Source organism: Thioalkalivibrio paradoxus ARh 1, from assembly GCF_000227685.2.
GTDB classification, from domain to species: Bacteria; Pseudomonadota; Gammaproteobacteria; order Ectothiorhodospirales; family Ectothiorhodospiraceae; genus Thioalkalivibrio; species Thioalkalivibrio paradoxus.
Map to the genome: position 1 here is coordinate 1,130,552 of NZ_CP007029.1, position 14,327 is coordinate 1,144,878.

General features: G+C 68.2%; 8 protein-coding genes. All 8 read left to right on the top strand.

Annotated elements, in window-relative coordinates:
* Positions 1 to 149: 149 nt before the first annotated feature.
* The 8 genes from THITH_RS05190 to THITH_RS05225 all read left to right on the top strand — a co-directional run bounded on the left by THITH_RS05190 (position 150) and on the right by THITH_RS05225 (position 14,246).
* Positions 150 to 1,484 carry a CmpA/NrtA family ABC transporter substrate-binding protein gene (locus THITH_RS05190; protein ID WP_006748762.1) on the top strand — a complete coding sequence of 445 codons (1,335 nt, stop codon included), beginning with the start codon at positions 150 to 152 and terminating at the stop codon, positions 1,482 to 1,484.
* A 15-nt stretch (positions 1,485 to 1,499) separates the two neighbouring features.
* Positions 1,500 to 2,429, top strand: a complete 930-nt coding sequence (gene ntrB, locus THITH_RS05195) for a nitrate ABC transporter permease (RefSeq protein ID WP_006748761.1) — start codon at positions 1,500 to 1,502, stop codon at positions 2,427 to 2,429.
* A 9-nt stretch (positions 2,430 to 2,438) separates the two neighbouring features.
* Entirely contained in the window at positions 2,439 to 3,239 is an 801-nt protein-coding gene (locus THITH_RS05200; RefSeq protein WP_006748760.1) for an ABC transporter ATP-binding protein, read from the top strand.
* Complete coding sequence (nirB, locus tag THITH_RS05205) at positions 3,239 to 5,719, top strand: nitrite reductase large subunit NirB (protein WP_006748759.1); 2,481 nt, start codon at positions 3,239 to 3,241, stop codon at positions 5,717 to 5,719. Before THITH_RS05200 ends, nirB begins: the two co-directional genes overlap by 1 nt.
* Positions 5,716 to 6,123 carry a nitrite reductase small subunit NirD gene (gene nirD / locus THITH_RS05210; protein WP_006748758.1) on the top strand — a complete coding sequence of 136 codons (408 nt, stop codon included), beginning with the start codon at positions 5,716 to 5,718 and terminating at the stop codon, positions 6,121 to 6,123. The genes nirB and nirD overlap by 4 nt, the downstream gene beginning before the upstream one ends.
* Positions 6,120 to 8,906 carry a nitrate reductase gene (locus tag THITH_RS05215; protein ID WP_006748757.1) on the top strand — a complete coding sequence of 929 codons (2,787 nt, stop codon included), beginning with the start codon at positions 6,120 to 6,122 and terminating at the stop codon, positions 8,904 to 8,906. Before nirD ends, THITH_RS05215 begins: the two co-directional genes overlap by 4 nt.
* Before the next feature lie 222 nt (positions 8,907 to 9,128).
* Positions 9,129 to 10,265 (top strand): response regulator, encoded by a 1,137-nt coding sequence (locus tag THITH_RS05220; RefSeq protein WP_006748756.1) that lies wholly within the window; start codon positions 9,129 to 9,131, stop codon positions 10,263 to 10,265.
* Positions 10,266 to 10,271: 6 nt separating this feature from the next.
* A complete protein-coding gene (locus THITH_RS05225; RefSeq protein ID WP_006748755.1) occupies positions 10,272 to 14,246 on the top strand; it encodes a PAS domain S-box protein in 3,975 nt (1,324 codons plus the stop codon).
* Positions 14,247 to 14,327: the final 81 nt, after the last annotated feature.

The window sequence follows — 14,327 nt, forward strand, 5'->3', positions numbered from 1 at the left end:
CCACCCTTGCTTGATGCTCTTGCGAGAGGCCAACGGCGGTCTCTCTTGTTCACCCAGGACAACGGCGTCCACCGGCCCGTCCGCATCGCGGCGGCCCCGGTAGACGCCGTTTTTTTTGGGCATTCGAAACATCGATTGGGGAGAGCAGCATGGGCAACAAGGGCAATTCGAATGGCGGCATCACAAGGCGCCGGTTCCTCGGTGGCATGGCTGCGGCAGCCGGTGCCGCGATGCTGGGACCGGCCACGGCCGGGCGGGTGCTGGCCAGCGCCGGCGGCAAGCCGGAGACCCGAGCGGCCAAGCTCGGCTTCATCGCATTGACCGACGCCGCGCCGCTGTTCGTCGCGGTCGAGAAGGGCTTTTTCAGGAAGCACGGGATGACCGATGTCGAGGTGCTGAAGCAGGCGTCCTGGGGCACGACCCGCGACAACCTCGTGCTCGGGTCGCGCCGCAACGGCATCGACGGCGCGCACATTCTGACCCCGATGCCCTATCTGATCAGCACCGGAGCGGTCACGCCCAACAATCAGCCGGTGCCGATGTACATCCTCGCGCGGCTGAACCTGTCGGGGCAGTGCATCTCGGTTGGAAGAGAGTATGCCGACCTCGAGGTTGGCACGGACGCGAGTGGCTTCAAGGAGGCACTGGCCGCAAAGGCTTCGGGAGGCAGCCCGGTGCGCGCCGCTATGACCTTCCCCGGCGGTACCCACGACCTGTGGATCCGATATTGGCTCGCAGCCGCCGGAATCGATCCGAATCGTGACATCGCCACGATCGTGGTGCCGCCACCGCAGATGGTCGCGAACATGCGGGTCGGCAGCATGGACACCTTCTGTGTCTGCGAGCCGTGGAACATGCAGCTGATCAACCAGGGCATTGGATACACCGCGAACATTACCGGGGAGCTCTGGCACAACCATCCGGAAAAAGCCTTCGCGCTGCGTGCCGACTACGTCGATGCCAACCCCAATGCGGCGCTGGCGCTGACCATGGCGATCATGGAGGCACAGATGTACTGCGAAGAGCCGCAGAACCGGGAGGAGGTCGCGCGCATCTGCTCGCGCCGCCGCTGGATTCACGCGCCCTTCGACGACATCGTCGATCGGATGCAGGGAAACTTCGACTACGGCACCGGCCGCGTGGTCGAAAACCACCCCGCACAGATGCGCTACTGGCGGGACCATGCGTCGTATCCGTTCCAGAGCCACGACCTCTGGTTCCTGACCGAGAACATCCGCTGGGGGTATCTGCCACCGGATCTCGACACCCGCACGCTGATCGCGCGCGTGAACCGCGAGGATCTCTGGCGGGAAGCCGCCGGGACGCTCGGCGTCGACACGGCCGACATCCCGGAATCCACGTCGCGCGGGATCGAGACCCTCTTCGACGGCAAGGTGTTCGATCCGGACAACCCGCAGGCCTACCTCGACAGCCTGGCGCTGAAGCGTCTCGCCGGCTCAAGTCCGGTGCCCGCCTACGTCTGACCACAGGAGCCTGCAATGAATGCCATTCTCGATCGTAACCGGGCCTGGTTCGCCTCGCCCTCTGTGGACCGGAGGCCGCGGGCCGAAGCATCTGCCGCGGCACCGCCGGAGAGTCCGGCCCAGCCGAAACTGCACCGTGCGGTCGTCGGCGTCATCGCCAGCCGTTTGCGCCGAATCGGAACCGTCCTGGTCCCGCCGCTGGTGGTCGCCGCGGTGTTCCTGGTGCTCTGGGAGATGGCCACCAGCAGCCCTGGCGCGTCGCTTCCCTCGCCATCGCAGGTCGTATCCGATACCTGGGATCTGATTGTGCAGCCCTTTTACGACCACGGCGGCAACGACGTCGGCCTCGGCTGGCAACTGCTTGCCAGCCTCGAACGGGTCGCCTACGGCTACCTGCTCGCGGTGATCGTTGGCGTCGCGCTCGGCGTGCTGGTCGGGCAGTCGACCTGGGCGATGCGGGGGCTGGACCCGCTGTTCCAGATCCTGCGCACCGTGCCGCCGCTGGCCTGGCTGCCGTTGTCGCTGGCGGCATTCCAGGACAGCAATCCGTCGGCCATCTTCGTGATTTTCATCACCGCGATCTGGCCGATCATCATCAACACCTCGGTCGGCATCCGCAACATCTCGCAGGACTACGTGAACGTGGCCCGGGTGCTGCGCCTGAACGGCTTCGAGTACTTCACGCGGATCATGCTGCCCGCGGCGGCTCCCTATGTGTTTTCCGGGCTGCGCATCGGCATCGGGCTCGCCTGGCTCGCGATCGTTGCGGCCGAGATGCTGATCGGCGGAGTCGGCATCGGCTTCTTCATCTGGGATGCCTGGAACTCGTCGATGATCAGCGACATCGTGCTCGCCCTCGTCTACGTCGGGCTGGTCGGCTTCGCACTGGACCGCATCGTCGCCATCACCGGCCGCTGGGTCACCCGCGGCACACAGGTCAGCTAGGAGGACAGCATGAGTCACCACTACCTTTCGCTCGAAGGTGTGCACAAGACCTTCGGCACCGGCGCCAGCGGCACCGAGGTGCTGCGCGGAATCGATCTCGGCGTCGACCGGGGCGAGTTCATCGCAATCATCGGCCATTCCGGTTGCGGCAAGTCGACGGTATTGAACATCGTCGCCGGGCTGATCGACGCCAGCCTTGGCGCGGTGATCCTGGACGGCCGCGAGGTCAGCGCCCCCGGCCCGGACCGCAGCGTCGTGTTCCAGAACCACTCGCTGCTGCCCTGGCTGACCGTCTACGAGAACGTCGCCCTCGCTGTGGACAAGACCTTCGGCCGCAGCAAGTCGCGGGCGCAGCGGCGTGAATGGACGCTGCGCCATCTCGAAATGGTTCACATGTCGCACGCGCTCGACAAGCGCCCGGACGAGATCTCGGGCGGCATGAAGCAGCGGGTCGGGATCGCCCGCGCGCTGGCGATGGAACCCAAGGTGCTGCTGCTCGACGAGCCCTTCGGCGCGCTCGACGCGCTGACCCGGGCGCACCTGCAGGACGAGGCGATGCGCATTCAGATGGAGCTCGGCAACACCGTGCTGATGGTCACCCACGACGTCGACGAGGCGGTGCTGCTGTCGGACCGCATCGTGATGATGACCAACGGCCCCGCCGCGACCATCGGCGAGATCCTGAAGATCGACCTGCCGCGCCCGCGCCGGCGCCTGGAGATGGCCGATTCCCCCGAATACAACCACTACCGGGCCGAAGTGCTGCGTTTCCTGTACGAACGCCACCGCCAGCCCCAGGAGGCCGCGTGATGCTGACCCGAACCGGACAAAAACCACGGCTGGTGCTGGTCGGCAACGGCATGGCCGGCATGCGCACCGTCGAGGAACTGCTGAAGCTGAAACCGGACATGTACGAGATCACCGTGTTCGGCGCCGAGCCGCATGGCAACTACAACCGCATCCTGCTCTCGCCGGTGCTCGCGGGCGAGAAGACCGTCGACGAGATCCTGCTGAATGACGACGGCTGGTACGCCGAGCGCGGCATCCGGCTGCACAAGGGCCGTCGGGTCGCGCACATCCACCGCGGCCGCCGCGAGGTGGTCGCGGAAGACGGCACCCGCGAACCCTATGACCGCCTGCTGCTCGCGACCGGATCGACGCCGTTCGTGATCCCGGTGCCGGGGCACGATCTGCCGGGCGTGGTCAGCTTCCGCGACCTGCAGGACGTCGATGCGATGCTTGCCGCGAGCCGCTCGCACCGCCGCGCGGTGGTGATCGGCGGCGGACTGCTTGGGCTCGAGGCCGCGAACGGCCTGCTGCGCCAGGGCATGGAGGTCACCGTGGTGCATCTGATGGACACCTTGATGGAGCGCCAGCTCGATCCGCCGGCGGCGGCGCTGCTGCAGCGCTCGCTGGAGGCGAAGGGCCTGCAGTTCCGCCTCGCGGCGCAGACCGAGGCGATTCTGGGCGACGGGCGGGTCACCGGCGTGCGCTTCCGCGACGGCACCGAGGTCCCGGCCGACCTGGTGGTGATGGCGGTCGGCATCCGGCCCAACGTCGAGCTGGCGAAGGCCTCCGGGATCCACTGCGAGCGCGGCGTGGTGGTGAACGACACCCTGCAGACCTACGATCCGGTCGTGTACGCGGTCGGGGAGTGCGTGCAGCACCGTGGGCAGTGCTACGGGCTGGTGGCGCCATTGTGGGAGCAGGCGAAGGTCTGCGCGAACCACCTCGCCGAGTACGGCATCGCGCGCTACGAAGGCTCGGTGACCGCGACCCGGCTGAAGGTCACCGGCATCGACCTGTTCTCGGCCGGGGACTTCCTCGGGGACGAGCACAGCGAGGATCTCGTGTTCCAGGACGCGGCACGCGGCGTGTACAAGAAGCTGGTGCTGCGCGACGGCGTGGTGCGCGGCGCGGTGCTTTACGGCGACACGATCGACGGCTCCTGGTATTTCCAGCTGCTGCGCGAGGGCACGCCGGTCAACGATCTGCGCGACGGCCTGCTGTTCGGGCAGGCGCACCTCGGCGATTCCGGGCACGGCGACGACAAGACCCGGGTCGCGGCATTGCCGGACGCCGCCGAGATCTGCGGCTGCAACGGCGTCTGCAAGGGCGCGATCGTGCAGGCGATCACCGAAAAGAAGCTGTTCACGCTCGACGACGTGCGCGCGCATACCAAGGCGTCGAGTTCCTGCGGCTCCTGCACTGGCCTGGTCGAGTCGCTGCTCGCGACCACGCTCGGTGGCGACTATTCGCAGACACCGGCGAAGAAGCCCGTCTGCGCCTGCACCGAACACAGCCACGACGAGGTCCGGGCCGCGATCACCGCGCAGGGTCTGAAGACGATGGCAGCGGTGTTCGAGGCGCTCGACTGGAAAACCCCGGACGGCTGTCACGTCTGCCGCCCCGCGCTGAACTACTACCTGCTCGCCGCGTGGCCAGGCGAGTACCGAGACGATGCCCAGTCGCGGTTCATCAACGAACGCGCGCACGGCAACATCCAGAAGGACGGGACCTACTCGGTGGTGCCGCGCATCTGGGGCGGGGTGACCACGCCGACCGAGTTGCGCGCGATCGCTGCCGTCGCGGAGAAGTACCGGGTGCCGACGGTCAAGTTCACCGGCGGTCAGCGCATCGACCTGCTCGGCGTGAAGAAGGAGGATCTTCCGGCGATGTGGCGCGACCTCGGTGCGGCGGGTTTCGTGTCCGGGCATGCCTACGGCAAGGCCTTGCGCACGGTGAAGACCTGCGTCGGTTCCGAGTGGTGCCGCTTCGGCACCCAGGATTCGACCGGTCTCGGGATCCAGATGGAGAAACTGACCTGGGGATCCTGGACCCCGCACAAGTTCAAGATGGGCGTCTCGGGCTGCCCGCGCAACTGCGCGGAAGCGACGATCAAGGATCTCGGCGTCGTCTGTGTCGACTCGGGCTACGAGATCCATGTCGGCGGCAATGGCGGTGTGAAGGTGCGGGTCACCGACTTCCTCTGCAAGGTCGCGACCGAGGCCGAGGTGCTCGAGATGACCGGCGCGTTCATGCAGCTCTACCGCGAGGAAGCGCGTTACCTGGAGCGCACCGCGCCGTGGATCGAGCGGGTGGGGCTGACCCACGTGCAGCAGGCGATCGTCGAGGACGCGGACAACCGCGCGCGGCTGCACCGGCGCTTTCTGGAGTCCCAGGGCCCGGCGCAGGTGGACCCCTGGGCCAAGCGGGCCGCGGGGCATGCGGCGCAGGAGTTCCAGCCGCTCACGCCGATCGCAGAACGCCACGAGGAGGTGTCGGCATGAACTGGGTGAAACTGGGCGCTTTGGAGACGATTCCGCGGCTCGGTGCGCGGGTGGTCGCAGGACCGAACGGCGACATCGCGGTGTTCCGCACCGCGGCCGACACGGTATTCGCGCTGGCCGACCGTTGCCCGCACAAGGGCGGGCCGCTGTCGCAGGGCATTGTGCACGGCGAGCGGGTGACCTGCCCGCTGCACAACTGGGTGATCGATCTGGCCTCGGGATCCGCGACCGGCCCCGACACCGGCTGCACCGGTGCCTACCGGGTGCGGGTCGACCAGGGGCAGGTCTGGCTGGATCTCGACCCGGTCGTCTCTGCCCCGGTCCACGCGGCCGCGGCGGATCCAGAGGAGGCAGCCGAGGCGGGGACGCAGGCCTCGACCGCGGCGCGGCGGGAGGCGGTATGAGCCCGCGGCCGGAAAGCCCGATGACCCGCAGCACCTGCCCGTACTGCGGGGTGGGCTGCGGGGTCGTCGTGCAGCCCACACCCGGCACGACGGAAGCGGGCGACTGCGAGCCGTCCGCGCCACCGGTGCTCGTCTCGGGCGACCCCGAGCACCCGGCGAACCGCGGCCGGCTCTGCTCGAAGGGCGCGGCGCTGGCCGAGACCCTGGGCCGGGAAACCCGGCTGCTCGAGCCGCGCATCGGGGATCGGGCAGTGTCCTGGGACGAGGCGCTCGATCATGTCGCGCGCGGTTTTCTCGACGTGATCGACTCGGACGGTCCGGAGGCGGTCGCGTTCTATGTCTCCGGGCAGTTGCTGACCGAGGACTACTATGTCGCGAACAAGCTGATGAAGGGCTTCATCGGTGCCGCGAACATCGACACCAATTCCCGGCTGTGCATGTCGAGCGCGGTCGCCGCCCATCTGCGCGCGTTCGGCGCCGATGCCGTTCCGGGCAACTACGAGGATCTGGAACTCGCCGATCTGGTGGTTCTCGCGGGGTCGAACCTTGCCTGGACGCACCCGGTGCTGTTCCAGCGCCTGCAGGCCGCCCGCGAACGGCGCCCGCAGCTGCGCGTGGTGGTGATCGATCCCCGCCGCACTGCCACCGCCGAGGCCGCCGATCTGCACCTCGCGCTGGCGCCGGGTACCGACGGCTGGCTGTTCAACGGCCTGTTGCACCACCTCTACCGCGAGGATCGGCTCGACCTGCAGTTCCTCGAGGACCATGTGGACGGCTTCGCCGCGACGCTGCGCGCGGCGCGGGACACCGCCGGCTCGGTGCCGCGCGTCGCCTCCGCCTGCGGGCTGCCCGAGGCCGACGTGGCGCAGTTCTTCCGCTGGTTCGCGCAGACCGAACGGACCGTCACACTGTTCTCACAGGGGATCAACCAGTCCGACAGCGGCACCGACAAGGCCAACGCGATCCTGAATGTGCACCTCGCGACGGGTCGCATCGGCCAACCCGCACAGGCGCCGTTCTCGGTGACCGGACAGCCGAACGCGATGGGCGGGCGCGAGGTCGGCGGGCTCGCGAACCAGCTCGCCGCGCACATGGGCTTCGACGATCCGGGCGCGCACGATCGGCTGCGGCGTTTCTGGCGGGCGCCCCGACTGGCGGCACGACCGGGCCTGAAAGCCGTCGAGCTGTTCCAGGCAATCGAAAGCGGGCGGGTGAAGGCGGTCTGGATCATGGGCACCAACCCGGCGTTCAGTCTGCCCGACGCCGAACGGGTCTCCGATGCGCTGCGCCGCTGCCCGCTGGTGGTCGTGTCCGACTGCGTGGCCGACACCGAGACGACGCGGCTCGCCGACGTGCGGCTGCCCGCGTCGGCCTGGGGCGAGAAGGACGGCACGGTCACCAACTCGGAGCGGTGCATCTCGCGCCAGCGAGCGTTCCTGCCGCCGGCCGGGCAGGCGCGGCCGGACTGGTGGATCGTCTGCGAGGTCGCGCGTCGGATGGGCTTCGGCTCGGCTTTCCCCTACACCCGGCCGGTGGAAATCTTTCGCGAACACGCCCGCCTGTCGGCGTTCGAGAACCACGGGGAACGCGCATTCGACATCGGCGCGCTGGCAGGGCTGGGCGACGCCGGCTACGACTCACTGGCGCCGGTGCAATGGCCGGTGTTTGCGGCGCGTGCAGCCGCGGCCCCGGCAATCGGATCGGCGCCAAGCGAGCCGGACCGTGCCGGCCGGCCCGGTACCGGCCGGTTCTTTTCGGACGGTCGTTTCTTCCATGCCGGAGGCCGCGCGCGGCTGATACCGGTCGTGCCCCAGGGGCCGAGTCTGGCCATCGGCGCGGCTTTCCCGCTGCGCATGAACACCGGCCGCATTCGGGATCACTGGCACAGCATGACGCGCACCGCGCTGTCGGCACGGCTCAGCGCACACCGGCCGGAGCCCTTCGTCGAGATTCACCCGACGGATGCCGCGGCCCATGGGATCGGCGACGGGCAGCTCGCACGCCTGTCCGGAACCGGCGGGCAGGTCGCGCTGCTGCGGGCCCGGGTCACCGCGGCGCAGCCGCCCGGCTCCGTGTTCGTGCCGATGCATTGGAGCGCGCCCCAGGCGCCGGCTGCACGGGTCAACGCGCTGGTGCCCGCGTCGACCGATCCGATCTCGGGGCAGCCGGCGTTCAAGGCGATACCAGTCGACCTGCGGCCGCTCGCCGCGGACTGGGTGGGATTCCTGCTGTCGCGCGAACGTCGGACCCTACCGGAACTGCCGTACCGAGCTGAATCACGCGGCTTCGGTTTTTTCCGCTACGAACTGGCCGGAACGACAGCGGTGCCGGACTGGGTCCTCTGGGCCGACCGGATCCTCGGTTCCGCGGGCGATCGTCTGGAATTCTCCGATCAAGGGGCCGGCGTGTTCCGCGCGGCACGGATCCAGAGCGGGCGTTTGATGGCCGTGCTGTTCATCGGACCGGACCCGGCGCGGCTGCCGCCGCGCGAGGCACTGGGTCAGCTCTTCGGCCAGGCGGTGCTCGACGACCGGGCGCGAATCGGCCTGCTGTCGGGCCACCCGGAGACGGCCGCCCCGGCGCAGGGACGTCTGGTCTGTGCCTGCCATGGTGTGGGCGAAGAACGCATTCGCCAAGCGATCCGCGAGAGCGGGCTGTCCACGCAAGCGGAATTGGCCGACACCCTGGGTGCGGGAACCGGCTGCGGATCCTGCATCCCGGAACTGCGCGGTCTGCTCGGCGAGACGGTTTCAGCCGCTGGCGCGCGCGCCGGAATCCCGTGACCCGGTGCTCCAGTTTTTCGGCAGCTATTGGCCCCGTTTTCCAAGGCCAGTGCCGGGTTCCGCTGCGCCCTGCGCCTGGAACGCGGACCAGGGGCCGGAACCCATGGATCCCAGTGCCTGAGGGCGCCTACCCACTTGACGGACCCTGAAATCCGCACGGATACTGTGAATAATGTGACACAGTTCACATTGCGTTCGCGCGCGCTATGGTGGAGCGAAGTTATGCGGTCCGATTCCCGGGCGACTGTGCTGATCGTTGACGATGTCCCCGAGAATCTCGCGGTGCTCGGCGCGCTGCTGCGGCCCGAGTACCGGGTGCTGGCGGCGACTCGCGGCGAGGAGGCGCTGAAGCTCGTGCGGGGTCCGACCCGGCCCGACCTGATCCTGCTCGACGTGATGATGCCGGAGATGGACGGCTACAGCGTGCTTGCGTGCTTGCGCGGTGACTCGGCTACCAGCGATATCCCGGTGTTGTTCCTGACCGCTCTGGCCGACCCTGGCGAAGAGGAGCGTGGGCTCCGGGCCGGCGCCAGCGACTATCTGACCAAGCCGATCAAGCCGGCGGTGGTTCTGGCGCGTGTGCGTACCCAGCTCGAGGCAAAGCGTGCCCGGGACGGGCTGCTGGACCAGAACGCCGTGCTCGAGGCCGAGGTTGCGCGCCGCATGCGCGAGAACGACACAACCCAGTTGGTCGCGATCCGGGCGCTTGCCCATCTGGCCGAAACCCGGGATCCGGAAACCGGAAACCATATCCTGCGCACGCAGAGCTACGTGCAGCATCTCGCGAGCCGTCTCCAGTTCCATCCGCGTTTCGCCGCGACCCTCACCGATCATTACATCGATCTGCTGACCCGCTCTGCGCCTTTGCATGACATCGGCAAGGTCGGGATCCCCGATCACATCCTGTTGAAACCCGGCCCGCTGACGCCCAGCGAATGGGCGATCATGCAGACCCATGCGGCGCTGGGAAGCGATGCCATCGAGCATGCACAGCGCGATGTCGGGTTGCCGATCGACTTCCTGTCGGCGGCGCAGCAGATCGCGCGCTGGCATCACGAAAAATGGGACGGCAGCGGCTACCCGGACGGACTGGCCGGTGATGCGATCCCGGTCTCGGCCCGAATCATGGCCGTCGCCGACGTGTTCGATGCACTGATCTCGCCGCGACCATACAAGCCCGCATTACCCTTTGACGAGGCGCGCAGGATCATTGCCGAGGGTTCCGGGACTCATTTCGACCCCGATGTCGCTGCGGCCTTCCTCGACGGCTTCGATACCTTCTGCAACATCGCGCTGCGTTACCGGGATCCGGGAGAGGCCATCGCCAATCCATTGCTCGCGGTCGCTCCGCGCGTTTGATCCCCGATGGCTGCGCCCGAGCCCAGCTCGAATCAGGCGGAGCCGCGCTGCAATCCTCAGGTGGCGGACGGACGCCTGCCGCCGAGGGACACCCACGGCGACCCCTGGTGGGCGCTGCGCATCGCGCTGATCTATGCGGTGGGCGCGGGCCTGTGGATCCTGCTGTCGGACCAGGTGCTGGCGATCTGGCTGGGCGCGCCAGGGGAGGACGCGCTGGCGGCGACGCTGAAGGGCTGGCTGTTCGTCGCGGTGACCGCGGTGCTGCTGTTCCTGTTGTTGTCCCGTCCGCGTGCCGCGTCGCCGGCGCTGGGGCGGGTGCGGCTGCCCGATCGGGATCTGCGGCTGCCGCTGGTGCTGGCAGCGCTGGTGACCCTGGCGGTGACCGCGGGCATCGTGTTGCACCTCTATCACGAGCAGACAGAGCGCCTGCGCCAGGATGCCGGTACCGTGGTCGAACTGAAGGCGCAGCAACTGGAGGCTTGGCTGACCGAGCGCCTGCTCAGTGCCGGCCTGCACGCAACGAGCTTCCCGCAGGCGAATCTGTACCGGAACTGGCAGGAGGAGGGTGACGAGGCCGCCCGCGACCGGTTGTTCCTGCGTCTGACGCAGTTTGCGGAGGCCGGGCGGTTCACATCCGTGCGCCTGCTGGCCCCGGATGGCGATCTGCTGTGGGAACAGGACTCGGACGCTACCGATTTCGCGCCGCCGGATCGGGTATCGGAGCGGATCCTGGAAGTTGCCCGGTCGGGCCAGACCGGCTTCGTCGGCCCGTACCTCGATCGGACCGGTGAATTGCACCTGGACTTCATTGCGACGCTGCCGGTCGAGGGGCCGGATTCGCCGATCGTGGTGCTGCACACCGGGGGCGCCGACTACCTCCCGAAGGGCCTGCTCGAATGGCCGCTCCCGAACATCCGGGGCAACGTGGTACTGGTACGCCGGGACGGCGACGCGGTCGTGTTGCTGGCTGTCACTGACGAGGATCCGAGTGTTCCGCTTCGGCGGATTCCATTGGCCGACGACACCGTATTGGCGGTCCAGCTTGCCCGCGAACCGGTGGAGCGTCCCGCCTGGGTCGAAGGAATCGATCACCGCGGCGAGCCGGCGTTCGGTGCCGGGCGCGCGATCGCAAACACCGACTGGCACTTGCTGGCCAGCATGGACCGCAGCGCGCACTGGGCCTCGGTGGCCGCGAATCTGGTCTGGGTGGTCGTGGCCGGGCTCCTGTTCTACGTCGTCCTGGCGTCCGCGCTGTACCTGTCGCTGCAGCGGCGCCGAATGGCGGTCGCGCAGGTCGTGCAGGACGTATTGCGCGAAAGCGAGGCGCGGCTGCGCGCGATCAGCGACAACCTCCCCGACAGTTATATCTACCGCTACACGTTCGACGGGGACCGACCCCGATTCCTGTTTCTGAGTGCGAACTTCGAATCGGTGCACGGCGTTACGATCGAATCGGCGCTCGAGGACGCCGAGCAGATCGTGCGGCAGATGCTGCCCGAGGACCGGCTGCAGTGGCAGGCCGCGCAGGACCACAGCCGCGAAACGCTGAGCGACATGAGCTGCGAGATAAGATTCCGCGTTGCCGACGGTCGGGTGCGCTGGCTGCGCAACCGCACCCGACCGACCCGTGCCCCCGACGGCCGGTTGATCTGGGACGGGGTGGTGATGGATGTCACATCCTTGAAGGAGTCCGAGCAGCAGCTGCGCAAGCTGGCGCAGGCGGTCGAGCAGAGCCCGGACAGCATCGTGATCGCAAACCTCGATGCCGAGATCGAATACGTGAACGAAGCCTTCGAGCGCGTGACCGGGTACCGGCGCGACGAAGTGGTCGGCGAGAATCCGCGCATCCTGCATTCGGGCAAGACGCCGGAGTCGACCTACGAGGCGCTGTGGTCCACCGTGACCCGCGGCGAGGTCTGGAAGGGCGAGTTCGTGAACCAGCGCAAGGACGGCAGCGAGTACACCGAGTTCGCGATCATCGCACCGTTACGCCAGCCGGATGGGCGCATCACCCATTACGTGGCGGTCAAGGAGGACATCACCGAGAAGAAACGCGTCGCCCGGGAACTCGACCGCCACCGCCATCACCTGGAGGAAATGGTCGAGCGGCGCACCGCGGAGCTTCGCGACGCGCGCGAGCAGGCCGAGGCCGCGAATCGTGCCAAGAGCGCGTTTCTGGCCAACATGAGCCACGAGATCCGCACGCCATTGAACGCGATCGTCGGCCTCACGCACCTGCTGCGCCGCGATGGGGTGCGCCCTGAACAGGTTGCCCGGCTGGATCGGATCGACAACGCGGGCCGCCATCTGTTGTCGATCATCAACGACATCCTCGACTTGTCGAAGATCGAGGCCGGCCGGTTGGAACTCGAAACGACCGATTTCCACCTATCGGCAATCCTGGACAACGTGGCGTCGATCATCGGCGATCCGGCGCGGGAGAAGGGCCTTGCGATCGAAATCGACCCCGATGCCGTGCCGGTCTGGCTGCGGGGCGATCCGACCCGGCTGCGCCAGGCGTTGTTGAACTACGCCGGTAATGCGGTCAAGTTCACCGAAGCGGGCTCGATCACGCTGCGTGCCGAATTGCTCGGCGAGAACGAACAGGGCCTGCAGGTGCGTTTCGAGGTCGTCGACACCGGCATCGGGGTGCCGGAAGGCGAGTTGCAACGTCTTTTCCACGAGGACTTCGCGCAGATCGCGAACGCGGGGGATCGCGCACGGGGCGGTACCGGTCTCGGGCTGTCCATCGTGCGCCGTCTGGCCGAGATGATGGGAGGCGAAGTCGGTGCCGACAGCGAGCCGGGAACCGGCAGCCGCTTCTGGTTCACCGTGCGCCTGCAGCGCGGGCGCGGTGCGGTACCGGAGGTGAGACAGGCCGTTCGTGCCGATGCCGATGCCGACCTGCGCGCCCGGTACGCGGGCGCGCGCGTGCTGCTGGCCGAGGACAACCCGATCAACCGGGAGGTCGCGCTCGAGCTGTTGCACGCGGTGGGGTTCGCGGTCGACACCGCGGACGACGGGCGCGAGGCGGTGCACAAGGCACAGGAGCAGGTGTACGACCTCGTGTTGATGGACTTGCAGATGCCGCAGATGGATGGCCTGGAAGCGGCGCGGCTGATCCGCGCGCTGCCGGGCTGGAAGAGGCAACCGATCCTCGCGATGACCGCGAACGCCTTTGAGGAGGATCGCAAGGCCTGCGAGCAGGCCGGGATGGACGGCTTCCTCCCCAAGCCGGTCGATCCGGAGGATCTCTATGCCACGTTGCTCGACTGGCTGGAACGGCGCCCGCCGACATCGCATGGCGCGGGCACGGTCGGGAAGAGCCGGGAACCGCGTGCCGGGAAACCAGACGCCGAACCCGCGGCCGGGCCGGTGCTCGAGCAGCTGGGCGAGCGGCTCCCCTGGCTCGATGCCGTGCGGGGCGTCGCGGCACTCGGCGGCGACGCGGCGAAGTATGTCGTGCTGCTGCGCGAACTGGTCGAGCGCCACGCGGACGACGCCAGGCAGGCCGCCGCGGCCGTTGCCGATGAACGCAGGCAGGACGCGCGTGCGATCGTCCACGGTCTCAAGGGGGCAGCGGCCACCCTGGGAGCGAAGTCCGTGTCCGATGCCTGCGGGCGCATCGAGCGTGCGCTCGATTCCGCCCCCGCCGCGCCTGAAGCGCTGCACGCCGAGATCGAATCGCTGAGCCACGTCCTTGCGGATCTTGCGGGCGCGCTGGACGAGACTACGAAGATCCAGGAAACCGGGGCGCTCGAGCAGGGAACGTCCGTTCCCGAACACCGCGCGCGGGCGTCGGTCGATGAACTCGCAGTGCTGCTGGAGGCGGCCGACACTGCGGCGCTGGAACTGCTGGAGCGTCAGGAAACCGAGCTGCGGGCCGGGCTTGGTGCCGATTTCGATGCGGTCGCGCGGGAAATTCATGCGTTCCGGTTCGTGAACGCGCTCGGCATCCTGCGCGAGCGGAACACGCGGTGAGGCGGATTTCGGCGGGGGGCTGAGCCGCGTTCCCGGGTCGGGTCGGCCGATGATTGCGGCGCAATGTGCCGCAGGTCGCAT

What these genes read in the sequence shown, in the direction of transcription:
- THITH_RS05190 (WP_006748762.1), top strand. Translation starts at nt 150, where the DNA reads ATGGGCAACAAGGGCAATTCGAATGGCGGCATCACAAGGCGCCGGTTC.
- ntrB (WP_006748761.1), top strand. Translation starts at nt 1,500, where the DNA reads ATGAATGCCATTCTCGATCGTAACCGGGCCTGGTTCGCCTCGCCCTCT.
- THITH_RS05200 (WP_006748760.1), top strand. Translation starts at nt 2,439, where the DNA reads ATGAGTCACCACTACCTTTCGCTCGAAGGTGTGCACAAGACCTTCGGC.
- nirB (WP_006748759.1), top strand. Translation starts at nt 3,239, where the DNA reads ATGCTGACCCGAACCGGACAAAAACCACGGCTGGTGCTGGTCGGCAAC.
- nirD (WP_006748758.1), top strand. Translation starts at nt 5,716, where the DNA reads ATGAACTGGGTGAAACTGGGCGCTTTGGAGACGATTCCGCGGCTCGGT.
- THITH_RS05215 (WP_006748757.1), top strand. Translation starts at nt 6,120, where the DNA reads ATGAGCCCGCGGCCGGAAAGCCCGATGACCCGCAGCACCTGCCCGTAC.
- THITH_RS05220 (WP_006748756.1), top strand. Translation starts at nt 9,129, where the DNA reads ATGCGGTCCGATTCCCGGGCGACTGTGCTGATCGTTGACGATGTCCCC.
- THITH_RS05225 (WP_006748755.1), top strand. Translation starts at nt 10,272, where the DNA reads ATGGCTGCGCCCGAGCCCAGCTCGAATCAGGCGGAGCCGCGCTGCAAT.